This window comes from Salipiger sp. HF18, from assembly GCF_011806505.1.
GTDB classification, from domain to species: domain Bacteria; phylum Pseudomonadota; class Alphaproteobacteria; order Rhodobacterales; family Rhodobacteraceae; genus Salipiger; species Salipiger thiooxidans.
This window is the reverse complement of the sequence record NZ_JAATOS010000017.1, coordinates 1-23,627: the sequence shown is the minus strand read 5'-3', so window position 1 is coordinate 23,627 and position 23,627 is coordinate 1. Positions and strand designations below refer to the sequence as shown.

At 70.0% G+C, this 23,627-nt stretch carries 23 protein-coding genes; 10 read left to right on the top strand and 13 right to left on the bottom strand.

Annotated elements, in window-relative coordinates; genetic code table 11:
- Nucleotides 1–3 precede the first annotated feature (3 nt).
- From HC022_RS03970 to HC022_RS03950, 5 genes are all read right to left on the bottom strand, one after another.
- Complete coding sequence (locus tag HC022_RS03970; protein ID WP_008887750.1) at nt 4–867, bottom strand: ABC transporter permease; 864 nt, start codon at nt 865–867, stop codon at nt 4–6.
- Between the two features lie 12 nt (nt 868–879).
- Nucleotides 880–1,806, bottom strand: coding sequence for an ABC transporter permease (locus HC022_RS03965; protein WP_008887571.1), 927 nt, complete (start codon nt 1,804–1,806; stop codon nt 880–882).
- Nucleotides 1,807–1,816: 10 nt separating this feature from the next.
- A complete protein-coding gene (locus HC022_RS03960) occupies nt 1,817–2,800 on the bottom strand; it encodes an ABC transporter ATP-binding protein (RefSeq protein WP_167451421.1) in 984 nt (327 codons plus the stop codon).
- Complete coding sequence (locus HC022_RS03955) at nt 2,797–3,786, bottom strand: ABC transporter ATP-binding protein (RefSeq protein WP_167451420.1); 990 nt, start codon at nt 3,784–3,786, stop codon at nt 2,797–2,799. The genes HC022_RS03960 and HC022_RS03955 overlap by 4 nt, the downstream gene beginning before the upstream one ends.
- A gap of 124 nt (nt 3,787–3,910) precedes the next feature.
- Entirely contained in the window at nt 3,911–5,554 is a 1,644-nt protein-coding gene (locus HC022_RS03950; protein ID WP_008887884.1) for an ABC transporter substrate-binding protein, read from the bottom strand.
- A gap of 267 nt (nt 5,555–5,821) precedes the next feature.
- Here HC022_RS03950 and HC022_RS03945 point away from each other — a divergent pair, with 267 nt between their 5' ends.
- Entirely contained in the window at nt 5,822–6,640 is an 819-nt protein-coding gene (locus HC022_RS03945; RefSeq protein WP_089959823.1) for a sugar phosphate isomerase/epimerase, read from the top strand.
- 30 nt (nt 6,641–6,670) lie between these two features.
- Here the strand turns inward: HC022_RS03945 and HC022_RS03940 are convergent, their stop codons facing one another.
- From HC022_RS03940 to HC022_RS03930, 3 genes are all read right to left on the bottom strand, one after another.
- Nucleotides 6,671–7,600, bottom strand: a complete 930-nt coding sequence (locus tag HC022_RS03940; protein ID WP_167451419.1) for a hypothetical protein — start codon at nt 7,598–7,600, stop codon at nt 6,671–6,673.
- A 591-nt stretch (nt 7,601–8,191) separates the two neighbouring features.
- On the bottom strand, nt 8,192–8,584 hold the full coding sequence (locus HC022_RS03935) for a CoA transferase (protein WP_167451418.1): 393 nt from the start codon (nt 8,582–8,584) through the stop codon (nt 8,192–8,194).
- A 23-nt stretch (nt 8,585–8,607) separates the two neighbouring features.
- On the bottom strand, nt 8,608–9,672 hold the full coding sequence (locus tag HC022_RS03930; protein WP_167451417.1) for an AbrB family transcriptional regulator: 1,065 nt from the start codon (nt 9,670–9,672) through the stop codon (nt 8,608–8,610).
- 372 nt (nt 9,673–10,044) lie between these two features.
- Between HC022_RS03930 and HC022_RS03925 the strand changes: the two genes are divergently transcribed.
- From HC022_RS03925 to HC022_RS03885, 9 genes are all read left to right on the top strand, one after another.
- A complete protein-coding gene (locus HC022_RS03925) occupies nt 10,045–10,494 on the top strand; it encodes a tripartite tricarboxylate transporter TctB family protein (RefSeq protein ID WP_167451416.1) in 450 nt (149 codons plus the stop codon).
- On the top strand, nt 10,494–12,038 hold the full coding sequence (locus HC022_RS03920) for a tripartite tricarboxylate transporter permease (protein WP_167451429.1): 1,545 nt from the start codon (nt 10,494–10,496) through the stop codon (nt 12,036–12,038). The genes HC022_RS03925 and HC022_RS03920 overlap by 1 nt, the downstream gene beginning before the upstream one ends.
- A 26-nt stretch (nt 12,039–12,064) precedes the next feature.
- A complete protein-coding gene (locus HC022_RS03915) occupies nt 12,065–13,015 on the top strand; it encodes a tripartite tricarboxylate transporter substrate binding protein (RefSeq protein WP_167451415.1) in 951 nt (316 codons plus the stop codon).
- 74 nt (nt 13,016–13,089) lie between these two features.
- Nucleotides 13,090–14,052 carry a D-2-hydroxyacid dehydrogenase family protein gene (locus HC022_RS03910; protein WP_167451414.1) on the top strand — a complete coding sequence of 321 codons (963 nt, stop codon included), beginning with the start codon at nt 13,090–13,092 and terminating at the stop codon, nt 14,050–14,052.
- Entirely contained in the window at nt 14,049–14,813 is a 765-nt protein-coding gene (locus HC022_RS03905; RefSeq protein ID WP_008887855.1) for a GntR family transcriptional regulator, read from the top strand. Before HC022_RS03910 ends, HC022_RS03905 begins: the two co-directional genes overlap by 4 nt.
- A gap of 36 nt (nt 14,814–14,849) precedes the next feature.
- Nucleotides 14,850–15,683, top strand: coding sequence for an alpha/beta fold hydrolase (locus HC022_RS03900; protein ID WP_167451413.1), 834 nt, complete (start codon nt 14,850–14,852; stop codon nt 15,681–15,683).
- A 16-nt stretch (nt 15,684–15,699) separates the two neighbouring features.
- Nucleotides 15,700–17,793 (top strand): 3-hydroxyacyl-CoA dehydrogenase NAD-binding domain-containing protein, encoded by a 2,094-nt coding sequence (locus HC022_RS03895; RefSeq protein WP_167451412.1) that lies wholly within the window; start codon nt 15,700–15,702, stop codon nt 17,791–17,793.
- An 18-nt stretch (nt 17,794–17,811) separates the two neighbouring features.
- Nucleotides 17,812–18,465, top strand: a complete 654-nt coding sequence (locus HC022_RS03890) for a glutathione S-transferase family protein (protein WP_167451411.1) — start codon at nt 17,812–17,814, stop codon at nt 18,463–18,465.
- A gap of 129 nt (nt 18,466–18,594) precedes the next feature.
- Nucleotides 18,595–19,347, top strand: coding sequence for a GntR family transcriptional regulator (locus tag HC022_RS03885; protein WP_008887769.1), 753 nt, complete (start codon nt 18,595–18,597; stop codon nt 19,345–19,347).
- 54 nt (nt 19,348–19,401) lie between these two features.
- On the opposite strand, the gene HC022_RS03880 is transcribed toward HC022_RS03885, so the two are convergent.
- From HC022_RS03880 to HC022_RS03860, 5 genes are read right to left on the bottom strand one after another with little or no spacing between them, the layout of a single operon-like run.
- Nucleotides 19,402–20,169, bottom strand: coding sequence for an enoyl-CoA hydratase/isomerase family protein (locus tag HC022_RS03880; RefSeq protein WP_089959787.1), 768 nt, complete (start codon nt 20,167–20,169; stop codon nt 19,402–19,404).
- A gap of 30 nt (nt 20,170–20,199) precedes the next feature.
- Nucleotides 20,200–20,811, bottom strand: a complete 612-nt coding sequence (locus tag HC022_RS03875) for a flavin reductase family protein (RefSeq protein WP_167451428.1) — start codon at nt 20,809–20,811, stop codon at nt 20,200–20,202.
- A gap of 28 nt (nt 20,812–20,839) precedes the next feature.
- Nucleotides 20,840–21,472, bottom strand: a complete 633-nt coding sequence (locus HC022_RS03870; RefSeq protein WP_167451410.1) for a carboxymuconolactone decarboxylase family protein — start codon at nt 21,470–21,472, stop codon at nt 20,840–20,842.
- Nucleotides 21,469–22,662 carry a CaiB/BaiF CoA-transferase family protein gene (locus tag HC022_RS03865; protein WP_167451409.1) on the bottom strand — a complete coding sequence of 398 codons (1,194 nt, stop codon included), beginning with the start codon at nt 22,660–22,662 and terminating at the stop codon, nt 21,469–21,471. Before HC022_RS03865 ends, HC022_RS03870 begins: the two co-directional genes overlap by 4 nt.
- Entirely contained in the window at nt 22,662–23,480 is an 819-nt protein-coding gene (locus tag HC022_RS03860) for an alpha/beta fold hydrolase (RefSeq protein WP_167451408.1), read from the bottom strand. Before HC022_RS03860 ends, HC022_RS03865 begins: the two co-directional genes overlap by 1 nt.
- Nucleotides 23,481–23,627 lie beyond the last annotated feature (147 nt).

The following is a 23,627-nucleotide window of genomic DNA, read 5'->3' as shown; positions in this document are numbered from 1 at the left end:
CTTTCAGCGGATCGTGGGGTCGAGCCTGTCGCGCAGCCAGTCGCCGACGAGGCTGATCGAGAGGGTGGTGAGCATGATGACCACCGCGGGTGCAAGCATGACCCAGGGGGCGGTGGTGAGATATTCGCGTCCGAAGCCCACCATGTTGCCGAGGCTGCTTTCGGGCGGCTGCACGCCGAGGCCAAGGAACGAAAGGCCGGATTCCATCAGGATGATCTCGGGGAAGGTGAGGGTCATCGACACGATGAGGGTCGAGGCGACGTTGGGCAGGATGTGTCGCAGGTAGACCCGCGACGGCGTGGCGCCGAGCTGCACCACCGCCGCGGCGTAGCCCTGCGCGCCGGCCGAGATGGCGAGGCCGCGGGCGATGCGGGCGTAGCGTTCCCAGCCGTAGAAGCCCATGAGGCAGACCAGCAGCCACATGGACGAGCCGAAGAAGGCCAGCACCGCCAGCGACATGATCAGGAAGGGAAGCGCCGCCTGGAAATCGGCGAGCATCACCACCAGATGCTCGACCCAGCCGCGGAACTGCGCGGCGAGAAAGCCCAGCGTGGTGCCGAAGAGCGCCGAGAGGATGGTGGCGCCGAAGGCGATCACCAGCGACACGCGGATCGACTGGATCAGCCGCGAGAGCACGTCGCGGCCAAGCTCGTCGGTGCCCAGCCAGTGTCCAGGGCTGCCGGGGGGTGCGAGGCGTGCCATCAGGTCCATCTGGGTGATGTCATAGGGCCGGATCAGGTCGGCAAAGAGCGCGCAGACCGCCATGAACCCGAGCCAGAGAAAGCCGAAGCCCACGGTGGCGGGGATCGCCGCGAGGCGCGACAGGACAGGGCGGCGGGGGCGGGTCTCGTCGAGGGCGAGGGTCATCGGGGCCTCCGGTCAGTGGGCGGCCTGCGTGCGCAGGCGCGGGTCGAGCCAGCCGTAGAGCAGGTCGACGATCAGGTTGGACACCACCATGACGGCGGCGATCATCAGCAGGATGCACTGCACCACGGCAAGGTCGCGGTTGCTCACCGACACGATGAGCAGGCGCCCGATGCCGGGCCAGCTGAAGATGGTCTCGGTGACCACCGCGCCCGCCACCAGAGAGCCCACCATGAAGCCCACGATGGTGACGATGGGCACCGCGGCGTTGGGCAGCGCGTGGCGCGAGATCACGTGGCGCCAGCTCACGCCCTTGGCCGAGGCGGTGCGGATGTAGGGCTGGCCCATGACCTCGATCATCGCCGAGCGCGAGAAGCGGGCGAGGATGCCGATGCCGCCGATCGAGATGGTGATGGTGGGCAGGATGCCGTGCCAGACGCTACCGAAGCCGCCCGAGGGCAGCATCGAGAAGGTGACGGCGAAGATCAGCACCAGCACGAGGCCCAGCACGAAGGACGGGATGGTGAAGCCCGCGACGGCCAGCAGGATCACCCCGCGGTCAATCAGGCTGTCGCGGTGGAGCGCCGCGTAGATCCCCGCGGGGATGCCGATGCAGAGCTGCAGCAGCAGCGCCGGCACGGTCAGTTGCAGGGTGGCGGGCAGGCGCTCCATCACCAGCTCGAAGGCGGGCGAGCGGTCGCGCATCGAGATGCCGAAATCGCCCGAGACGATCTGGCCGAGATACGAGAGGTACTGTTGCGCCAGCGGCCGGTCGAGCCCCCACGCGGCGCGGAAATCGTCGATGACGTTCTGCGGCACGTCGGGCCCGAGCAGCACCTGCGCCGGGTCTCCGGACATGCGCAGCACAACGAAGGCGAAGGTCATCACCGCAAGCACGGTGACCACGGCGCGCAGCAGTCTGATGGACAGAAAGCGGATCATGGTCGCTCCTTCACGCGGCGGTGGCGGGGGCGTCGCCCGCGACGAGGTGGCAGGCGCTGGCGCGGCCCGGGGCGGTCACCCGCAGACCGGGGACGGCGCCGCGGCACATGGGCTCGGCCACGGGACAGCGCGGGTGGAAGGCGCAGCCCGTGGGGCGCGCGGCGGGGTTGGGCGGCTCGCCCTGCAGGATGATGCGGCTGTCGAGAGGGCGGCCGGGCACCGGCACCGAGGACACCAGCGCCTGCGTGTAGGGGTGCTGGGGACGGGCGAAGAGCGCTTCGGCGGGGCCTTCCTCGACGATGCGGCCAAGGTACATGACCGCCACCCGGTCGCAGAGGTTGCGCACCACCTTGAGGTCGTGGCTGATGAAGACCATGGCGAGGCCGGTGGTCTCCTGCAGGTCGCGCAGCAGGTTCACCACCTGCGCCTGGATCGAGACGTCGAGCGCCGAGACCGGCTCGTCGCAGACCAAGAGCGCGGGATCGGTGGCGAGCGCGCGGGCGATCACCACCCGCTGGCGCTGGCCTCCCGAAAGCTCATGCGGGTAGCGTCCGGCCTGGTCGGGGCGAAGACCCACGCTGCGCATCAGCGAGGCGACGCGGTCGGCGCGCTCCTCGGGGGTGCCGATGCGGTGGATGTCGAGCGGTTCGCGGATCTGGTCGGCGATGGTGAGCCGCCGGTCGAGCGCCGAGAGCGGATCCTGGAACACCATCTGCATCCTGGCCCGGAGCGCCCGCCACGCGGGGGTGCGGCGCTCGGGCATGGGGGCCCCGCCGAAGCGGACCTCGCCACCCTGCGCGGGATCGACGCCGAGCAGCATCCGTCCCAGCGTCGACTTGCCCGAGCCGCTCTCGCCGACGATGCCCAGCGTTTCGCCCGGGCAGACGGCGAGGCTCACGCCATCGACGGCGCGCACCGGGGTAACCTTGCCGAAGAGACCCTCGCGGGTCTCGTAGATGCGCACGAGGTCGCGCGCTTCGAGGATCGGGGTCATTGGGAGACCCTTTCGCGTTGCGGGACGGCGGGGGCGGTCGGCACCGGGTAGGCGCAGGCCAGCAACCGGCCGTCGGTCTGCGGCAGGAGCTCGGGACGCTCGGTCCGGCAGAAGGCCTGGGCGCGCGCGCAGCGCGGCGCAAAGGCGCAACCGGCGGGCAGGGCGCGGGGGTCGGGCACGGTGCCGTCGATGGGGATGAGCCGGGCGCGGGGCCCGTCCATCCGCGGGATCGCATCGAAGAGCCCGCGGGTGTAGGGATGGCGCGGGGCCTCGAAGAGCTGCGCCACAGGGCCCGCCTCGACGATGCGGCCCGCGTACATCACGCAGACCCGCTCGCAGACCTGCGCCACGGCGCCGAGGTCGTGGCTGATGAAGACGGTGGCCATGCCGGTCTCGCGCCGGAGTGTCGCCAGCAGGTCGAGGATCTGGGCCTGGATCGTGGCGTCGAGCGCCGTGGTGGGCTCGTCGGCGATCAGCAGGTCGGGCTCGCCCGCCAGGGCCATGGCGATCATCAGGCGCTGGCACTGGCCGCCGGAAAACTCGTGGGGGTAGAGGTTGAAACGGCGGCGCGGGTCGGGGATGCCGACCATGTCCATCAGCCGCAGCGCCTCGGCCTGCGCGGGCTTGCCCGAAAGCCCCCGGTGCAGGCGCAGCGCCTCGCAGATCTGGCGGCCGACCCGGATCACCGGGTTGAGCGCGCTCGACGGGTCCTGGAAGATCATCGCGATGCGCCCGCCACGCACCTGTTCGAGCTCGGAGCGGGGCGCGTTCGAGAGCGTCCGGTGCTCGAGCACCACCGACCCGCTGACGCGGGCCTTCTCGGGCAACAGCCCCAGCGCCGCGAGCCACGTCACCGACTTGCCGCAGCCGCTTTCGCCCACGAGGCCGAGCGCCTCGCCCGGGGCGACGTCGAGGTCGATCCCGTGCAGCACCGGCACGCCGTCGAAGGCGACGCGCAGGTCGCGGATCTCGACGAGCTTGGTCATGACATCTCCTGTTGTTGGGCTGGTCGCGGTCTGTCCGGCGCCGCCGGGCGGGCCGGCAACAACGGGCCGCAACGAAAATCCCCGGCGGATCGCGCGGATCCGCCGGGGGTGCGTCAGGCGGGGCTTACCCCTGCGAGGCGTTCCAGTTCGAGGCGCGGAAATCCATCGCGAAGGCGGGGGCGGCCTTCCAGTTCAGGTCCGAGCGCATGCCGGTGAAGACGGCGTTCTGGTGCAGCACCTGGTAGGCCGGGTCCTCGCGCTCGGCGATCTCGAGCATCCGGGTGATCGCCTGCTTGCGCTTGGCCTGGTCGGTCGAGGTCTCCATCACGACGGACAGCTCGTTGAGCTCGGCGTTGGACCAGTCCTTCTTCTGCTGGACTTCGCCGTTGGGGCCGAACTGCACCACCATCGGGGTGATCGGGTCGTTGATGGTGTTCGAGGCCGACCAGTCGCGCACGCCCTTGATGCCCTCGGGGTCGTGGATCTGGCCCCAGTTCTCCTTCATCTCGATCTGCACGTTGAGACCGACCTGCTTCCACATCTCGACCATGATCTGACCGTTCGAGACCTGGTTGGTGTAGTAGTTGTTGAGCAGGCGATAGGGGATCGGGTCGCCCTTGTAGTTGGCCTGCTTGAGCAGGTCGCGGGCGAGCTCGGGGTTGAATTCGGGCGCGGCCCAGCCCTCGACGAACATGTTCGAGGCGCGGAAGCTCTCGAACTGCAGACCGGCGGGGACATTGGTCATGCCGCCCCACAGCGCCTGCACGATGGCGTCGCGGTCGATCGAATGGGTCATGGCGCGGCGCACCAGCGGATCGGCGAGGATGTCGTTCTGGGTGTTGAACACCGAGATGCGGTGGTTCCAGATGGTCGAGCTCTGGACCTCGAAACCGCTCTGGCCCTGCACGTTGCCGATCTGGTCCGGCGGCAGGTCGCAGGCGAAGTCGTATTCGCCCGAGAGCAGGCCGTTGACCCGGCTCGAGACCTCGGGGACCTCGACGAAGGTGATGCGCTCGAGCGGCGGGCGGCCTTCCCAGTGGTCGTCGAAGGCGACGAGGGTCAGCGACACGTCGGGGCGGTGTTCCTCGACCATGTAGGCGCCGGTGGTGACGGGCTTGGCGGCCCACTCGGCGTAGGAGGCGGCCTCGTCCCAGGCGCGGCGGCTGGCGATCTGGCTGCCGAAGGAATAGAGGCGGCCTTCCATCGTCACGTCCGGCGTCGCGTTGTGGAAGCGCACGGTGTACTTGTCGACGATCTCGACGCCTTCAAGCGCCGGCCACAGGCGGCGGCCGATGCCGGGCACGTTCGGCGGCAGGTCCTTGGCGGTCGCGGGCTTGTAGTCCTCGGCGAAGATGGTCTTGCCGCCGACCGGCTGGGTATCGGCGAAGACACGCTCGGGCGAGAACGAGAAGGCCACGTCCTCGGCGGTCATCTCGTCGCCGTTGTGGAACCTGACGCCCTCGCGAAGCTTCAGCTCCATGGTCCTGTCATCGAGACGTTTCCAGTCCGTGGCAAGCGAGGGGACGGGGCCCTGGGTGCCCATCCAGTCGCGGCCGATGAGGCTTTCCCAGAGGTTCGGGAAGAAGACGCGCTCGCCGACATTGGATTGCTCGTTCCACGGATCGAGCGTGTTGTTGTTGGTGATCTTCTGAACGGCGATGGTGATCGAGGGGCGGGCGCCCTGGGCGCGCAGCAGCCCGGGCATCGCGACGCTGCCGGTGCCTGCGGCGATCAGGCCAAGCGCGTGGCGGCGGTTGAGTATGATCATGTCCTGTCTCCTGTCGTCCCGGTCCGATACCGGGGTGGTGATCCTGGCTCGACGGATGCAAAAGGGTGGGGCGGCATCCGCGATGAAGGCCATAAAGCGACGCTTCACGACAGCTGAGCGACCGTTTGACGACGCTAATGCGACAATTGCTCAGCTGGCCGACAATTGCTCGTGTCCGTCATGAACGCGTCATGCGGCCTGCCTAGAGCAGGGCGGCGTTGCCTGCCGAACGGGCAACGGACACATTGACTCTTCAGGACAGCCGACATGACCTCTCTCCCCCTTCTCGGAGCGGCAATGCCGCTCGACACGCTCGACACGCTGCGCGACTGGGTGCTCGCCGACCAGCGCGACCTCGAGCTGCAGGATTTCACCACCGCCGAGGTGCTCAGCGGCGACTGGCAGCCGCTGGTGGCCCGTGCCCGGGCGCTGCTAGATGGCTACGAGGGGCGGCTGGGGATCCACGGGCCGTTCTGGGGGCTGAGCCTTGCGAACCTCGATTTCGAGATCCGCGCCATCGTCACGAAGCGCCTGCTGCAGGGGCTCGAGGTCTGCGAGGCGCTCGGGGCCACGCAGATGGTGATCCACAGCCCCTACACCACGTGGGATTACAACAACCTCGACAATTACGCCGACGCCCGCGACCGGGTGGTGGCGCTGGTGCACGAGACCCTCGCCCCGGCGGTGACCCGCGCCGAGGATCTGGGCGTGACCCTCGTGATCGAGAACATCGAGGACAAGGACACCGATGCGCGCTGCCTGCTCGCCGACAGCTTCTCGAGCGACGCGGTGGCGGTCTCGGTCGACACCGGCCACGCCCATTATGCCCACGGCACCCATGGCGCCGCGCCGGTCGACTACTACATCCGCCGCGCCGGCGAGCGGCTGCGCCACGTGCACCTGCAGGATGCGGACGGCTACGCCGACCGGCACTGGGGCATCGGGCTCGGCACCATCAACTGGGCCTCGGTCTTCGATGCGGTGGCGCCGCTCGACGGCCGCGCGCGGCTCATCCTCGAGCTGCGCGACAAGGCGCAGATCCTGCCCTCGGCACAGCGTCTGGCGGCCATGGGACTGGCGCGCTGATGCGGCGGCGGGCGGGGCCATGCCCGCCCGTCACGACGCGAGGAAGGCGGGGGAGCTCTTCCCCAGCGCCGGGATCTCGAGCGGCGCCATGTGGTCGAGGTAGCGGCGCGGGTTCCAGTAGTTGAGGCTCCAGCGCGAGCGGTCGGGGACGTAGTGCGCCACGTCCACCAGCAGCGACCGGTACGGCCCCTGCTCGCGTGGCGGGGCGAAGGCCCTGTTGCGCGCGGCGTATTGCCCGAAGCCGAGCACGCCGTCGGTCGAGGCGGTGACCTGAAGCACCGGCGTGCCGGTCCGCTCGGCCCAGCGGGCCATCTCGGCGTAGTCGGTGTCGGGGCTCAGCATCAGCACGTGGCCGGGGCGCACCACGTCCGACTGCAGCACCCGGCGGACGATGTCGCAGCCGATGCTGTGGCAGATGAAATCGTAGCTGGCGGGCGGCGGCGGCAGCGCCTCGGCCAGGAGCCTCGCCGCCTCGATGGCGTTTTCGGTGGCCAGCCCGTAGGGGCCGCCGCGCCCGTCCTTCCAGGCGTCGAGATAGCCCCCGATGCCGTGCCCGCCCGAGCGCCAGCCGATGCCCGCCAGCGCCACCCGCCCCGAGACCTGCTGGCGCGCGACCTGGTAGATGGTGAGATGGGGGTTGGCAAAGCCGGTCTCGACCGGATCGTAGAGCGTGCCATGCACGAGGATCAGGTGCCGTTCCCCGGTAAGCCTTTTGCGCACCTCCCCGGGCGTGAGGGGGGCGTCGTTGGTGCCGTCGGGGTTGATGCTGTAGAGCCCGCCGTCGGCGATGTTGAGCGACGCCTCGCGGTAGGCGTCGGGCACTTCCTCGGCGAATTTCCAGTCCTGCCCGTCGGCCACCGCCTCCGGATCCGGCGCGGACCGGTCGGTGCAGGCCATCAGCACCGCCGCCACCAGCGCCAGCGCGGTCGCGGTGCGGCGTTGGGTGCGGGGCTCGGTCATGCGCTGACGGTCCCGGAGAGGGGGACCGGACTCGATGGGGGCCATGCGGGGTGCTCCGGGGGGCGCCGTCCGGTCGGCTGGAACTGGTATTAAACAGCAAATCGTGGCGGGCTTCGAGAGGCGGGCGTCCGGTCCGGGGGCGGTCATCCTCGGAGACCGTCGTCCTGTCGGCTCAGGGGCATCCTGCCCGGAGTCGCGGCGGGATCGTGCGGCGGGCCGGACTGGGGGCCCCGGAAACGGAAAAAGGCGGATCGTGGATCCGCCTCGTCCGTTGGCTGCGCTGTCTGTCTGCCTTGCTGGGTGGCTGCCTGGCGAAAAGCTGGGTTGCTGCCTTGCTAGGTCGATAGATGCGTCGCTGTTGAGGATGAAGTATCTGCAAACCGCGGTGGCGTCAACAGAAAATCCAATAAAACCATATAGTTGACAGCAATTGTCAGGTTTTAAATGTGACTCTTTTAGTCGAGATTTTGGGCCCCGGGAAATTTCCCCATGTGTCCAGCCACTTGCCCGCTTGCCGCGCGCAACGGGGCCTGCGGCTGCGGTGCGCGGGCGAGGCCACGACCCGGTGAAGGTGGTCTCGATCCCCTACGCTCATTTCATCGTGCCCATTGGCCTTGCGCCCGGGGACCGCAAGCAAGAGGCGCTGCCGCTGATGCAGACCATCCTCGAGAACGCGGTGCTCTGCGTGCCGCAGAAGGTCTCGAGCCGCGGTTTCTTCAGCCGCGCCAAGGCGCTCGAGCTGATCACCGGCATCTCGAGGCAGGTGCGCCTCAAGGCGTGGTCGCTCGATCCGCCGGTGACCGCGCTTTCGGGCGGAAACCAGCAGAAGGTCGTGCTGACCCGCCGGCGGGCCTGGCCGGGGTCGTCGGGGCGGTCGATCTTGATGACGCCGGCGCCCGGCACCGCGAGCTGATCCGCGGCAAAGGGCCCGGCAAGCACGTGGGTGGCGTCGATGACGCGCAGGCCGTCGAAGGCTCTGGGCATGGCGGGACTCCTTGTCGTGGGCGTCATTCTCCGGGCTCGGGGCGCCCGCGCCGGGCGCCGTCGAGCCGGTGGGTCACGCGCGCGATCCAGCCGAGGTTGGGCATGATGACGAAGATCCGGGTGAGGTGCATGGCGGTGACCAGCGCCACGTCCTGCCCGAGCACGCCCGCGGTCAGCGCCATCTCGGTCACACCGCCCGGCGCGATGCCCAGCATCACCGTCGGGAAGGGGGCGCCGAACAGCGCCGAGATCCCCCAGGCGCCCAGCACGCAGGCCCCGAGCAGCAGCGACGAGGACAGCAGTACCGAGCCGATCAGCGCGCCGCGCTGTTCCAGAAGCTCGCGGCGGAAGCTCGAGCCCAGCCACGTGCCGAGCACGATCTGCGCGATGGCGAGCAGCGGGCCCGGGATCTCGTAGCTTGGCAGGCCCACGGACGAGAACAGCGCCGCCAGGAACAGCGGGCCGAGGAAGAACGGGTTGGAGAAGCGCAGCAGCCGGAACAGCACCGGCCCGAGCAGCGCGCCGCCCAGCGTCACCGCGAGCCCCGGCAGGCTGCCGTGATGCAGCACAGGCGCGAGCGGCGCGGCCCCGGGGGGTGCGCCGAGCTGCAGCAGGAACGGCACCACCGTCACCACCAGCGCGATGCGCGCGGTCTGGGCCAGCACGACGGGCCCGGGATTGACGCCCATGTGCTCGGCCAGCACCCCGGCCTCGACCGGCGAGGTGGGCGTCACCGACAGCAGCGCCGTCACCGTGCTGGTGCCGTAGACCCGGCGCTGGATCTGCGCCACGAGAATGGCGGCGACGAGGATGAAGAGGCTCACCGTCAGCAGCATCGGGGCGGTCTGCAGCAGCGAATGCAGCGCGTCGGGGGTGAAATGCGCGCCCACGAAGGTCGCGATGGTCACCTGCCCGATGGGCCGGGTGCGGATGGGAACGGCGACGGTGACGAGCCCCGAGGCGCTCAGCGCTCCAGTGGTCACCAGCGGCCCGATCATCCACGGCAGCGGCGTGCCGACGCGGCTGAACAGGACCCCCGCGAGCGCGGCGACGACGTAGAGCGTCAGGAGCGGCAGGTGTTTGCGCATGGGATCCTCGTCACCGCGACAGGCGGTCTCTCGGGGCCTGACCATAATGAGCTATAAAAATGATTCAAGACGGGGAATTGGCGGGCTCGCAAGGACGGCCTCGCCACGGTAGGTGTTATTGGGGAGGCAGGTGAGACGCCTGAAGTCCCGCCGCATCTCCGTCGTATTTCATGCAATTCATTGATAACAAGAGTATATTTTTCGCTGCAAGGTATATTGCCCTCCGGCGCAATGGGTATTTGACATAAAGTTATATTTACAGTTTTTATAGGGCAACGGTTTTCGATCTTGCGATGCGCGCCCTGCGGCTGCGCCGGGATACGGCCGGCAACGGGGGGCCGGGAGGACGGCCGCAATGGGAGGGGAATCGGAATGACAAGGATCGATTACACCGATCTGGTCGGAGGGCTTGGTCTGGTGCTCACGGGCGCCGCGGTCAGCTATGTCTCGATCAGCCAGTATCCGCTCGGCACGCTGCAGAGGATGGGGCCGGGGATGTTCCCCGCCATCCTCGGCGTGGTGCTGGCCGGGCTCGGGGTGCTGCTGTCGCTGCAGGCGCTGCGCCGTCCCGGCAGCCGCCCGGACATCCGCATCTTCTCGCCGCTCTTCGTGCTGGGCGGCATCGCCGCCTTTGCGCTGGTCATCGTGCCCTTCGGGCTGGTGCCGGCGATCCTTGCGATCACGGTGATCTCGTCGCTGGCCGAGCTGCGGGTGCAGCCGGTCAACCTCGCGCTGCTGACGCTGGCACTGTGCCTGATGGCGCCTCTGGTCTTCGTCGTCGGGCTCGGGCTGCCGATCTCGCTGGTGCGGTGGCCGTTCTGATGGAGTTCCTCGCCAACATCGGTCTCGGCTTCAGCGTCGCGCTCAGCCTCACCAACATCTTCTACTGCTTTCTCGGCGCCTTCCTCGGCACGCTGGTGGGGGTGATCCCCGGGCTCGGCGTGCTGGCGGCGATCTCGATGCTGTTCCCGCTGACCTTCCATCTCGAGCCCACCACCGCGCTCATCATGCTGGCGGGGATCTGGTACGGCACGACCTACGGCGGCTCCACCGCGTCGATCCTCCTGAACCTGCCCGGCACGCCCGCCAACGCGGTGACCTGCCTCGACGGCTACCCGATGGCGCGGCAGGGCCGCGGCGGCGTGGCGCTCTTCATGACCACGGTTGCCTCGTTCTTCGGCGCCTCCTTCGGCATCGTGCTGCTGACGCTCTTCACCCCGGTGATCGCCGACTACGCGCTGCGCTTCGGCTCGGCGGAGTATTTCGCGCTGATGCTGATGGGGCTGGTCGCGGCCTCGACGATCTCGGAGGGCTCGGCGGTCAAGGGGCTGTCGATGGTGGTGCTGGGCATCATCATCGGCCTCGTGGGCATGGACAGCCAGAGCGCCACGGTGCGCTTCAGCTTCGGCGTCATGGGCCTGCTCGAGGGCGTGAGCCTGATCGCGCTGGCCATGGGGGTCTTCGGGGTGGCCGAGATCATCATGTCGGTGCGCCGGGTGCGCACCGCCGACATCGACCCCGAGACGCTCAGGCTCAGGGCCATCAAGCCGTCGCGGGACGAGATGCGCCGGTCGTGGTTCCCGATGCTGCGCGGCGCCTCCATCGGGTCGTTCTTCGGCACCCTGCCGGGCACCGGTCCGTCGATCGCCGCCTTCCTGTCCTATGCCATCGAGAAGCGCGTCTCGCGCACCCCCGAGCGCTTCGGCAACGGCGCCATCGAGGGCATCATGGGGCCGGAATCCGCCAACAACGCCGCCGACCAGACCGCCTTCATCCCCACCCTGTCGCTGGGCGTGCCCGGCAGTGCCACCATGGCGCTGATGCTGGGGGTGCTGATGATCCACGGCGTGGCCCCGGGGCCGAATCTGATCTCGTCCCAGCCCGAGCTCTTCTGGGGCCTGATCATGAGCTTCTGGGTCGGCAACCTGATCCTGCTGCTGCTCAACATCCCGCTGATCGGGGTCTGGGTGCGGATGCTCACCATCCCCTACCACATCCTCTATCCGGCGGTGCTCATGTTGATCTGCATTGGCGCCTACACCTCGGGCTTCACGGTGCTGAACGTCTGGATGGCGCTGGTCTTCGGGGCGCTGGGATACGCGATGCGGATTTTCGGCTTCCCCGGTGCGCCGCTGCTGCTGGGCTTCGTGCTGGGCCCGCTCATGGAAGAGCATTTCCGTCGCGCCATGGTGCTGTCGCGGGGGGATTTCCTGACCTTCTTCGAACGCCCCATCAGCGCGGTCATCATGGCGCTGACGGGGATGATCCTGATCTGGAGCGTCTGGAGCGCCGAGATCATCCGCAGACGACGGGCCGCGCGCGCCGCGGGAGACGGCGCCACGACCCACGAGGCCCGCGAGGGCTGACCCAACCCCAGCCGAGGAGGAAACAGATGAAGCCCCTGCTGCCCGCTGCCGCCATGGCGCTGGGACTGGCCCAGCCGCTCTTTGCGGCCGACTACCCCGCCGGGCCCGTCACCGTCGTGGTGCCCTACTCGCCGTCAGGCAATACCGACGTGTTCATGCGCCATCTCGCGCCCTATCTCGAGAAGGCCTGGGGCCAGCCGGTGCTGATAGACAACCGCCCGGGCGGCGGCTCGATGGTGGGCACCGCGCAGGTGGCGCAGGCCAGGCCCGACGGGCAGACGCTGCTGGTCACCACCTCGGCCTATGTCACGGCGCCCGCGATCCAGCCCGACCTGCCCTTCGACCCGCGCGAGGACCTGATCCCGGTCGCCAACGTCGGCCACGTCTCCTACATCCTCGTGACCAACGCGACTTCGGACTTCGACACGCTCGACGAGTTTGTGGCCGCCAGCAAGGAGACCCCCAAGTTCGCCGCCACCGCGGGGCTCGGGACCACCACGCATTTCGCCATCGAGAAGTTCATCGCCGACAGCGGCGCCGACGTCGACGTGGTGCATTTCAAGGGCGGCGGCCCCGCCGTGGTCTCGATCCTCTCGGGCGAGACCGACATCTACGGATCGTCGGTCAGCTCGGCGGGCGAGAACCTCACCAGCGGCAAGATCAAGGCGCTGGCCGTGCTCGGCAGCGCGCGCATCGACGCGCAGCCCGACGTGCCCTCGACCGCCGAGCTGGGCTATCCGGATCTCGAGATCAAGCAGTGGGTCGGCATGTTCGTGCCCGCGGGCACCGATCCGGCGATCGTCGAGAAGCTCAACGCCGACGTCAACGCGGCGCTCAGGAACGAGGAGTTCATCGCCAAGGTCACGCCGCTCGACTGGACGCTGAACGGCACCACGCCCGAGGGCTTTGCGGAGCAGGTCGATTCCGAGCTCGACATGTGGAAGGCACTCGCGGAATCGCAGGGTCTCTCGCAATAAGATCAGAGAGCGGAGCGCCCCGCGTCGGGGTGCTCTGCCGTCTTCCGTTCACTGATCAAAGGATTGCTCCGGACATGACCGACCTGCCCATCTGCGCCATTCTCGACGATTACCAGGACGCGGCCTTCGCCTGCGCCGACTGGAGCGGCCTCGACGGCCGCGTGACCCTGCGCCGTTATGCCGAGCACCTCGGAGATGAGGATGCGGTGGCCGCGGCGCTGGCCGATTGCACGGTGATCGTCGCCATGCGCGAGCGTACGCCCTTTCCCGAAAGCCTGCTGAAGCGCCTGCCGAACCTGCGGCTGCTGATCACCACCGGCGCCCGCAACCGCAGCATCGACCTCGAGGCCGCGCGGGCGCTCGGCATCACCGTCTGCGGTACCGGCTCGGCCGGCAACCCGGCGGCAGAGCTGGCCTGGGCCGGGATCCTCGCGTTCATGCGGCGCCTGCCGCAGGAGGTCGCCAATTTCCGCGCCGGGGGACCCTGGCAGAACGGCCTCGGGCGCTCGCTTCAGGGCCGGCGGCTCGGCGTCGTGGGGCTCGGCAAGCTCGGCCGCCGCATGGCGCGCTTCGGGCAGGCCTTCGGGATGGAGGTCGCCGGCTGGACCCGCACCGACCTCGACAACCGCGCCTCCGAGCTCGACGTCCTGCCGCTCGACCTGCCCGAGCTCTTTGCCACCAGCGACGTGATCACGGTGCAGCTGGCGCTGGTGCCCGGCAGCCGGGGCATCATCTCGGCAGAGCTGCTGGGGCGGATGAAGCCCGACGCGCTGTTCGTGAACACCGCGCGCGGGCCGCTCGCCGACGAGGCGGCGCTGATCTCGCTGCTCGAGGCAGGGCGCATCGGGGGCGCCGTGCTCGACGTCTTCGACACCGAGCCGCTGCCATTGGACCATCCCTTCCGGCGTCTGGACAACGTGCAGGCGACCCCGCACATGGGCTATGTCACCGAAGAGAACTACCGCGTCTACTACCGTGACGCGGTCGAGGATATCGGCGGCTGGCTCGACGGTGCGCCGCTGCGCGTGATGACATGACCATCGCCAGCCCCGCCAGCCCGACCGCCACCGCCGCGGCGCTGCGCAAGAGCGCTGTGTCGCGTTACCTCCAGCTCGCCGGACTCTTCCGCCGCCGCATCGAGAGCGGCGACTGGCCGGTGGGCGGGCAGATCCCGACGATCACCGAGCTTTCCGAGGACTGCGGGGTGGCCACGGTGACCGTGCGCCGGGCGCTCGACCTGCTGGCCGAGGAGGGGCTCATCGACCGCTTCCGCGCCAAGGGCACCTTCGTGCGCGAGCGCCCTCCGCGCGACACGTGGTGTGCCGTGCGCACCGACTGGTCGGGGCTGCTGCTGGCCCGCTATACCTCGCATATCGAGGTGCTCGGGGACGTGGCCTCGCCGCCCCCCGCCGTGACCGAGCAGGGCGAGTGGCCGGGCCGGGCCGCGCAGTCCTACCGCCGCATCCGACGCCGCAACTGGCGCGACGGCGAGGCCTTCATGGTCTCGGATCTCTACATCGACGAGCGCGCCTACGCGGCGCTGCCGCCGGACGCGCTGGCGCAGATGACCGCCATGCGCATCGCCTCGGAACTGCCGGGGCGGCAGGTTGCCGACGCCCAGCAGGAGCTCACCGTCATCGGTGCCGATCTGACGGTCTCGCAGGAGCTGTCGGTGCGGCTCGGCGAGCCGATGGCGCGGGTGGTCCGGGTGGCGGTGGACAGCGACGGGCTGCGGTTCCTCGTGACCGACGGCATCTACCGGGGCGACGCGGCGCGGCTGCGGGTGAAACTGAAGTGACCGGGCGGGCGACGACCCGCCGGTGAGGAGACGGACATGACCACCACGATGACAGAGACGATCCGCACGGTGCAGAACGGTGCTGCCAACATCGCCTACCGGGTGCTGGGACCCTCGGGCGAGGCCGCGCCCACGCTCTGCCTGATCGCCTCGACCGGGCGCGGGCCCGACGATTTCCGGCACCTCGCCGAGGCGCTGGCGACGGGCGGGTTGCGCGTGGTGCTGCCCTGGCCGCGCGGCATGGGCGACAGCATTGGCCCGCTCGAGGGTATCGACTTCCACGACCTCGCCGGGGACGCCGCCGCGGCGCTTGCCGCCGAGAAAGGCGCTGGCGGCGCCGTCGTCGTGGGCCACGCCTATGGCTGCTGGATCGCCCGCACCGTGGCCCAGAACCGCCCCGAGCTGATCGACGGGCTGGTGCTGCTGGCGGCGGGCGGGGGCAAGTGGCCGGCGGAGCTGTCGCGCGCCATCGAGGTCGCCATGGACCCCGACGCCCCCGAGGACGACCGTCTCGCCGCGCTGCGGCACGGCTTCTTCGCCGAGGGCCACGACCCGCGCCCCTGGCTGCAGGGCTGGAACGGCGCGCTCGTGGGGGCGCAGCGGGCCGCCCGCGCCCGCACCGAGCGCGACAGCTGGTGGCCCTCGGGCCGGGCGCCGGTGCTCGACGTGGTGGGGCTTCAGGACCCGTTCCGGCCCACCGAGGCCCGCGATTTCTACCTGCGCGAATTCGCGCCCCGCGTGACGCTTGCCACCGTCGACGGGGCGAGCCACGCGCTTCCCGACGAGAAGCCCGCCGAGGTGGCGGCGCTGATGCTGCCCTGGATCCATGCCCTGCGCGACGGCTCCGGGCGCGAACGAAACCAAGACTGACGAAAGGTCGCCAGCCATGAACACCCATGTGACACAGGACACGCCCGAGGCGTCCCCGGGCACGGTCGGCTTCGCCATGCAGGGCGATATCGCGGTGCTGACCATCGACAACCCGCCGGTCAATGCGGGCTCGCACGCAGTGCGCCGCGGCATCACCGACGGCATCGCCGCCGCCTGCGAGGCGGGGGCCGCGGGCGCCGTGCTGATGGGCGCCGGGCGCTGTTTCGTCGCGGGCTCGGACCTGCGCGAGTTCGGCAAGCCCCTGGCGTGGCCCGAGCTGCCCGACGTCATAGCCGCCATCGAGGACGCGCCCTTCCCGGTGGTCGCGGCGCTGCACGGGGTGGCGCTTGGCGGCGGGCTCGAGCTGTCGCTGGGCTGCGACTACCGCATCGCCGCGCCCGACGCCCGGCTGGGCCTGCCCGAGGTCTCGCTCGGCTTCATCCCGGGCGCCGGGGGCACCCAGCGGATGCCGCGACTCACCGGTCGTGCAAGCGCCATCGACCTGATCTGCCGCGCCGCCCGCATCCCCGCCACCGAAGCGCTGACGCTCGGGCTGGTGGACGGGCTGGCCGAGGGCGACCTGCTGGCGGCCGCGCTCACCTTCCTGCGCGAGGGGCCGAGGCCCAAGCGGCTCGCCCGCGCGCTGCCGCCGCCGCCCGAGGACGAGGCCGCGATCGACGCCGCCGCCCGCACCGTGCTGAAGCGCGGCAAGGGCCGGCCCAACATCACCGAGGCGATCCGGCTGGTGCGGGCCTCGGACGGAGACGCCGGGACCATGCTCGCCGACGAGCGCGCGGTGTTCCAGCGCCTGCGGCTGAGCGACGACGCCTTCGCGCTGCGCTACCTCTTCTTCGCCGAGCGCAAGGCGGGCTCGGTCGGCGGGCTCGACATGACAGCGGCGCTCCGGGTTTCGGCCGCGGGCGTGATCGGCGGTGGCACCATGGGGCAGGGCATCGTCCGCGCGCTGCTCGCGGCGGGTCTGTCGGTGGTGCTGATCGAACGCGACGAGGCGGCGCTGGCAACGGCGCTCTCTGCCATCGAGGCCAGCCTCGGGGCGCAGGTCGCCAGGGGCCGGCTGTCGGCCTCCGGCGTCGAACAGCGCCGCGCCGCACTCTCGGGCGCGGTCGACTACGGAGCGCTTTCGGGCTGCGATCTGGTGATCGAGGCGGTCTTCGAGGAGATGTCGGTGAAGCAGGACGTGCTCGCCCGGCTCGAGGCGGCGCTGCCGGCCGAGGCGATCATCGCCACCAACACCTCCTATCTCGACATCGACGAGATGGTGCAGGGGCTCTCCCATCCCGAGCGCGTGCTGGGCCTTCATTTCTTCAGCCCCGCCGATGTGATGAAGCTGCTCGAGGTGGTGCGCGCGGCGCGCACGTCGGACGCGGTGCTGGCGAGCGGGCTCAAGCTTGCGGGCAAGCTCGGCAAGCAGCCGGTGGTGGCGCGCGTGGGCGAGGGCTTCATCGGCAACCGGATTTACGCCGCCTATCGGCGCCGGGCCGAGCTTCTGGTGCTCGACGGGGCTGCGCCGGAAGAGGTCGACGCGGCGGCCACGGGCTTCGGCTTTGCCATGGGGCCCTTCGCGGTCTCGGACATGTCCGGGCTCGACATCGCCTGGGCGATGCGCAAGCGGCAGGCGGCGAGCCGCGATCCGCAGGCGCGCTACGTCACCATCCCCGACCGGCTCTGCGAGGCCGGGCGGCTCGGGCGCAAGACCGGCAAGGGCTGGTATGCCTACGGCTCCGGCGCCGCCGAGCCCGATCCCGAGGTCGCGGCACTGATCGACGCCGCCCGGGCCGAGGCCGGGGTGAGCCCGCAAAGCTTCGACGCCGGGACCATCCAGCGCCAGCTGCTCGCTGCCATCGTCAACGAGGCGGCCTGCCTGCTCGAGGAGGGCATCGCGCAGCGGGCCTCGGACGTGGACGTGGCGTTGACCAATGGCTACGGCTTTCCGCGCTGGCGCGGCGGACCGCTCTATTGGGCGGCGACCGAGGGCCGCGCCGGGCTGGAGGCGGAGCTCGAGGCGCTGGCCGCGGCGGTAGGCCACGGGTTCCGCGCCGGGCCGGTGGCCGAGGTGCTGGCCGGGCTCGACACCGGACGGGAGGGCTGACCGATGGGGGAGGAAAGGATGAAGCTGCACTGGTCGCCGCGCTCACCCTTCGTGCGCAAGGTGATGATCGTCCTGCACGAGACCGGCCTGCTGGGGCAGGTGGATTGCGTGCGCTCGGTGGTGGCCGTGCACATGACGCCGAACCCGGCGGTGATGGCCGACAATCCGCTCGGCAAGATCCCGACGCTGGTCACCGGGGAGGGGTTCGCGCTTTTCGACAGCCGGGTGATCTGCGAATACCTCGATCTGCGCGCAGGCGCCGGTCTGCTGCCCTCCGAGCCGGGGCCGCGCATGGCGCAGCTACGCTGGCAGGCGCTGGGGGACGGGCTCACCGACATCCTGCTGGTCTGGCGCACCGAGCTCACCCGCCCGGCGGGCGCCTGGGAGGCGGTCACCGACGGCTGGCGCAGCAAGGTCCGCGCCTCGCTCGACCTGCTGGAAGCCGAGGCCACTGCGCTGGCGGAGACGCCCTTCGGCCTTGGCCACGTGGCGGTGCTCTGCGCGCTCGGGCAGCTCGATTTCCGCTGGCCCGACTGCGGCTGGCGGGCGCGGGCGCCGCAGCTCGCCGCGTGGGAGGCCGCGCAGGCCACGCGGCCCTCGGTCGCCGCGACCCTGGTGATGGATGACGACGGCGGCGCCGGCGATGTCACCGCGGGCCAGCTCTGGTTCTGACGGCTGCGCGGCGGGGAGGGCAGGGGCCCCGACCCGCCGCGATATCATTGGTCTAAAACCTAGCTTTTATGATTGAAGGGTGCCCGCGCCGGCCTTATCCTTGAGGGAGCAATCCAGCGAGGACACATCATGGCCGCGACGAGACCCGACAACGCGACAGTCAAGGCTCTGCAGAAGAGCAACGTGTCGCGCTACATCCAGCTTGCGAGCCTGTTCCGCCAGCGCATCGAGAGCGGCGAGTGGGACGTGGGCAGCAAGATCCCCACCGTGAAGGAGCTGGCCGACCAGTGCGGCGTGGCCACCATGACCATCCGCCAGTCGCTCGATATCCTCGAGAAGGAAGGGCTGATCGAGCGTTTCCGGGCCAAGGGCACCTTCGTGATCGAGCGCCCGAAGCGGGATCTGTGGTGCGAGGTCAAGACCGACTGGACCGGCCTGCTGATCGCGCGGGACAATGCCACCATCGAGATCCTCGGCGACGAGACCGGAGTCCTGCTGCCCCGCCACGAGGGCGAGCTCGGCAACCCCGCGCCGTCCTACCGGCACCTGCGCCGCAAGCACAGCCGCGACGGGCAGGCCTTCCTGCTGGCCGACGTCTACGTCGACGAGCGGATCTGCGAGCACATCCCCGAAGAGAACTACACCCGGGTGACCGCAATGCGGCTGGTGGCGGACATTCCCGGCCAGACCGTGGCCAACGCCAACCAGATCGTGACCATCGGCTCGGCCGATCTCGAGACCGCCTCGCAGCTCAACATCTCGATCGGCGACCCGATCGCGCGGGTGCAGCGGGTGGTGGCGAACCAGAATGGCGACATCATCATGCTCGCCAACGGCATCTACCGCGGCGACATGATGAAGATCGAGGTCAAGCTGCGCTGAACCCTGTTACGGGCGCCCCACCCGCCGCCCGCCGCCCCGGACGGCGGTGAAGGCTCAGCTGCGGAACACCGGCGCGCGCTTCTCGCGGAAGGCGGCCATGGCCTCGGCGGTGTCCTCGGAGGTCGACAGCGCCTTGGTCTGGCCCTGCTCGAACCGGTAGCCCTCGTAGACCGACACGCCCTCGGTCATCTGGAACGACCTCTTCGCCGCGCGCACCGCCGAGGGGCTGGCCCTGGCGATGTCCGCCGCGATCCCCCGCGCGGTGGCGAGCAGCTCTTCGGGGGCGACGCAGGCGCTGGCCACGTTCATGCGCAGCAGGTCCGGGCCATAGACCCGGCGGGCGGTGTAGATCATCATCCGCGCGTCGCTCTCGCCGAAGTGGCGGCGCACATGCGCGACGCCGCCGGCGAGCCCGACCATCACCTCGGTCATCTGCAGGAAGCCCTTTTCCGACAGCACGAGGATGTCACAGCACAGCGCCGTGACGCAGCCCGCGCCGATGGCGGCGCCGTTGACCGCCGCGATGATCGGCTTCGGACATTCGAGCAGGCAGTCGAAGCTCGCCCGGACGCGGCGGTTGTGGGCGGTGTAATGCCCCGGATCCTGGGTCGGGCGCTCGGAGAGGTCGGCCCCGGCCGAGAACGCCTTGCCGGCGCCGGTCAGCACGATGACACGCACGTCGGTCCGGTCGCCGAGCGCGTCGATGACCTCGGTCAGCTCCTCGCGGAAGCGGTTGTTCTGGGCATTCACCGGGGCGCGGTCGATGGTGACGGTCGCGACGAAATCGGCGACGTCGAGGGTGAGGGTCTCAAAGCTGCTCATCGGCGGGTCTCCTGCCTGTCGTGTCGTCTGTCAGTTCTGGTCGAGCACGGGGCGCAGCATCTCGAAGGACTCGCGCACCACGGTGTAGTCGCGGTATCCCAGCCGCGCGAGCGGCTGCAGCAGCGCGAGGTCGACCTTGCCGTCCCGCAGCACCCGCTGGTCGATGTGGATGCCCATGACCTCGCCGAAGACGATGCGGTTGGTGCAGGAGGCCCCGGTCGCGGGCGCAAGCCCCACGATCTGCGCCACCCGGCATTCGATCGACACCGGCGCTTCGGCGACGCGCACGCCGGGGATGTTGCGGCAGGGTTCGGCGGTCAGGCCCACGGCGGCGAACTCGTCGACATCGGGGGCGTAGGGCGCCGAGCTGAGGTTCATCGCCTCGCGCAGCTCCCACGTGGCGATGTTGACGCAGAAATGGCCCGTCGTCTCGGCGTTGGTGATGCTGTCCTTGGCGCTGTCGCTCGAGAACATCACGTGCGGCGGGTTCGCGGCCACGGTGTTGAAGGCGCTGTAGGGCGCGAGGTTCGGCGTGCCCTCGGCCGAGACGGTCGAGATCCAGCCGATGGGCCGGGGTACGATCAGCGCCATCCACGGGTTGTGGGGCAGGCCGTGGTGTTCGGTGCGGGGGTCGTAGAACATCGTCGTGGCGGATCCTTCGAGGCGGCTGTCAGACATTGGCCGCCACCGCTCCGGGCATCTCGGCCAGCACGCCGTGCTCGCCGGGGAGCGAGCACGAAACGCCCTCGGGCAGCGGGATGCGGTGCACGTTCAGGGTCATCGCCACCAGCGTGTAGTAGCCGATCACGGCGGTCAGCTCGACCGCACCGACCTCGCCCCAGCGGGCGACGATGGCGGCGTAGCTGTCGGGATCGACGTCGCCGGTCTGCACGATCTGACGCGCGAACTCGTAGATCTCGCGGCCCTCGGCGTCGTCGCCGAAGTCCGGCGGCTCGCAGACCCGGATCGCCTCGGCCACCGAAGGGTCAAGCCCGGCGCGGTCGGCGTCGCCCGCGTGGATCGCCCATTCCAGCCGGCTGTTCCAGCGCCGTGCGGTGACGAGGATCGCCAGCTCCGAGAGCCGCGTCGGCAGCGAGGTCTCGAAGCGCAGCACCTGCCCGAGCCGCTGCCAGCGGTCCGCCAGCGTCGGGTTGTGCAGCGCCGCGCGCAGCGGGCCGACCAGCGTCCGCCGCGGACCCGAGACGATCTGCTCGTAGACCTCGCGCTGCGCCGAGTTCATCGTTTCGGGCGCGGGGAAACTGATCCGCCCCGGCGCCGCCTTGGTGTCGACTCCGTTCTTCATGCCTGCACCTCTCCCAGTCCGAGTGCCTCGAGCACCTCTTGCGTGTGTTGTCCCAGCAACGGCGGCGCCTTGTCGAAGGAGAGCGGCGCGTTGCGGAAGTTGAGCGGGCTGACGACCTGCTTGACCGTGCCCGAAAGCGGATGCGGGATGTCGCGCAGCATGCGGCGGTGCTGCACCTGCGGCTCCTCGAACACCCGGTCCACCGTGTTGATCGGCCCCGATGGCACGCCCGCGGCGGCGAAGGCCTCGCACCATTCGGTGATGGTGCGCGCCGCCAGCGCCTCGATCAGCAGCGCCTCGAGCGCGTCGAGGTTCTCGACACGCGCGGCGTTGGTGGCGTAGGCGGGATCATCAGCCAGCGCGGGCCGGCCGATGACCTCGCAGAATTTCCGGAACTGGCCGTCGTTGCCCACGGCGAGCACGATGTAGCCGTCGGCCACCGGATAGACGTTCTGCGGTTGGATGTTGGGGTGGCGGTTGCCGCGCCGCACCGGCTTCTGGCCCGAGACGAGGTAGTTCATCGCCTGGTTGGCGAGCATGGCGACCGAGACGTCGAGCATGGCGAGGTCGATGTGGTCGCCCTTGCCGGTCTGATCGCGGTTGGCCAGCGCCGCCAGCGCGCCGATGGCGGTATACATGCCGGTCATGATGTCGATGATCGGCACGCCCACCTTCTGCGGACCGCCGCCCGGTTCGCCGTCGGGGCCGCCGGTGACGCTCATCAGCCCGCCCATGCCCTGGATCATGAAGTCATAGGCGGCATCGCCCGCCTGCGGCCCGGTGAGCCCGAAGCCGGTCACCGAGCAGTAGATCAGCCGCGGATTGACCTTGGCGAGATCGTCGTAGCCCAGCCCCATGCGGTCGAGCGTGCCGGTCTTGAAGTTCTCGAGCAGGATGTCGCTTTCGGCGGCGAGCGCGCGCACCGCGGCGCGGCCTTCCTCGCTCTTGAGGTCGAGCTCGACCGAGCGCTTGCCGCGGTTCACCGAGAGGTAGTAGCCCGCCTCTTTGGTGGTGTTGCCGTCGCGATCCCTGAGGAACGGCGGACCCCAGCGGCGGGTGTCGTCCCCGGCGCCGAGCCGCTCGACCTTGATCACGTCGGCACCGAGGTCGGCGAGGATCTGGCCGCACCACGGCCCGGCCATGATGCGGCTCAGGTCGAGGACACGGACATGCGAGAGTGGACCGGACATCAGCGGGTCTCCTTGGTCTTGGCGGGCGCGTGGACGTCGAGGAACGTCCGCAGCGCGGTCGTGAAGGCGTCGGGGTTCTGGAAGTTGGGCACGTGGCCGGCGCCGGAGATCTCGGCGAAGCTGGCGCGCGGCAGGCTGCCGAACTGCTTGCGGATGGCCTCGGGCATGGCGCCGTCCTTCTCGCCGGCGATGCCGAGGAAGGGCGCGGTGAGGCCCGCGAGGGCGGCGCTGTGGTCGTAGCTCTGCAGCGCGTGGGTCGCGGCGGCGAAGCCCTCGACCGGGGTGGCGGCGATCATCGCGACCAGTGCCGTGAAGCGCGGGTCCTCCGGGGCGACGCCGGGCATCCAGCGCGCGGCGGTCTCACGGGCGATGCGGTCCATGCCCTCGGCGCGGGCGGTGTCGCGGCGCTCGGCCCAAAAGGCCTCGCGGCCCGGGGCGCTTTTCGACACGCCATCGGCGACGACGAAGCCCGCGAAGAGATCCGGCCGCGCCGCGAAGGCGGCAAGCCCGGTGGGCGCGCCCATCGACAGGCCGACGAAGACGCAGTCGCGGACACCGCAGGCCAAGAGCAGCGCCAGCAGGTCGGCGCCGTAGCCGTCGAAGTCCATCGCGCCTTCGAACACGCTCGACCGGCCGTGGCCGCGCTGGTCGTAGCGCAGCACCCGGTACTCCCCGCACAGGGCCGCGGCCTGCGCGTCCCAGACCGTGAGGTCGGTCATCACCGAATTCGAGAACACCACCCAGGGCGCGCCGTCCGGTCCTTCGATGCGGGCGTGGAGGGTGCCGCCGTCGGGCAGGGGGATCGTGTGGTCGGTCATTCGCTGTCCTTCGCGGTGGCCACGGCGGGGCGCATGGCGGATTTCGAGAGGAAGGCAGTGCCCATCACCAGCGCCAGGGCGGCAAGGCCTGCGAGGTCGGTCTTGAGGCCCGGATAAAGCAGGCAGAGGCCGCCCGCGCGCAGCACC

Excerpts from the sequence above, each read along its gene's own strand:
- HC022_RS03935 (WP_167451418.1), bottom strand. The coding sequence starts at position 8,584 with ATGCCCAGAGCCTTCGACGGCCTGCGCGTCATCGACGCCACCCACGTG.
- HC022_RS03905 (WP_008887855.1), top strand. The coding sequence starts at position 14,049 with ATGACCATCGCCAGCCCCGCCAGCCCGACCGCCACCGCCGCGGCGCTG.
- HC022_RS03900 (WP_167451413.1), top strand. The coding sequence starts at position 14,850 with ATGACCACCACGATGACAGAGACGATCCGCACGGTGCAGAACGGTGCT.
- HC022_RS03920 (WP_167451429.1), top strand. The coding sequence starts at position 10,494 with ATGGAGTTCCTCGCCAACATCGGTCTCGGCTTCAGCGTCGCGCTCAGC.
- HC022_RS03870 (WP_167451410.1), bottom strand. The coding sequence starts at position 21,472 with ATGAAGAACGGAGTCGACACCAAGGCGGCGCCGGGGCGGATCAGTTTC.
- HC022_RS03895 (WP_167451412.1), top strand. The coding sequence starts at position 15,700 with ATGAACACCCATGTGACACAGGACACGCCCGAGGCGTCCCCGGGCACG.
- HC022_RS03960 (WP_167451421.1), bottom strand. The coding sequence starts at position 2,800 with ATGACCCCGATCCTCGAAGCGCGCGACCTCGTGCGCATCTACGAGACC.
- HC022_RS03955 (WP_167451420.1), bottom strand. The coding sequence starts at position 3,786 with ATGACCAAGCTCGTCGAGATCCGCGACCTGCGCGTCGCCTTCGACGGC.
- HC022_RS03930 (WP_167451417.1), bottom strand. The coding sequence starts at position 9,672 with ATGCGCAAACACCTGCCGCTCCTGACGCTCTACGTCGTCGCCGCGCTC.
- HC022_RS03915 (WP_167451415.1), top strand. The coding sequence starts at position 12,065 with ATGAAGCCCCTGCTGCCCGCTGCCGCCATGGCGCTGGGACTGGCCCAG.
- HC022_RS03910 (WP_167451414.1), top strand. The coding sequence starts at position 13,090 with ATGACCGACCTGCCCATCTGCGCCATTCTCGACGATTACCAGGACGCG.
- HC022_RS03945 (WP_089959823.1), top strand. The coding sequence starts at position 5,822 with ATGACCTCTCTCCCCCTTCTCGGAGCGGCAATGCCGCTCGACACGCTC.
- HC022_RS03890 (WP_167451411.1), top strand. The coding sequence starts at position 17,812 with ATGAAGCTGCACTGGTCGCCGCGCTCACCCTTCGTGCGCAAGGTGATG.
- HC022_RS03875 (WP_167451428.1), bottom strand. The coding sequence starts at position 20,811 with ATGTTCTACGACCCCCGCACCGAACACCACGGCCTGCCCCACAACCCG.
- HC022_RS03925 (WP_167451416.1), top strand. The coding sequence starts at position 10,045 with ATGACAAGGATCGATTACACCGATCTGGTCGGAGGGCTTGGTCTGGTG.
- HC022_RS03940 (WP_167451419.1), bottom strand. The coding sequence starts at position 7,600 with ATGACCGAGCCCCGCACCCAACGCCGCACCGCGACCGCGCTGGCGCTG.
- HC022_RS03860 (WP_167451408.1), bottom strand. The coding sequence starts at position 23,480 with ATGACCGACCACACGATCCCCCTGCCCGACGGCGGCACCCTCCACGCC.
- HC022_RS03950 (WP_008887884.1), bottom strand. The coding sequence starts at position 5,554 with ATGATCATACTCAACCGCCGCCACGCGCTTGGCCTGATCGCCGCAGGC.
- HC022_RS03970 (WP_008887750.1), bottom strand. The coding sequence starts at position 867 with ATGACCCTCGCCCTCGACGAGACCCGCCCCCGCCGCCCTGTCCTGTCG.
- HC022_RS03965 (WP_008887571.1), bottom strand. The coding sequence starts at position 1,806 with ATGATCCGCTTTCTGTCCATCAGACTGCTGCGCGCCGTGGTCACCGTG.
- HC022_RS03865 (WP_167451409.1), bottom strand. The coding sequence starts at position 22,662 with ATGTCCGGTCCACTCTCGCATGTCCGTGTCCTCGACCTGAGCCGCATC.
- HC022_RS03880 (WP_089959787.1), bottom strand. The coding sequence starts at position 20,169 with ATGAGCAGCTTTGAGACCCTCACCCTCGACGTCGCCGATTTCGTCGCG.
- HC022_RS03885 (WP_008887769.1), top strand. The coding sequence starts at position 18,595 with ATGGCCGCGACGAGACCCGACAACGCGACAGTCAAGGCTCTGCAGAAG.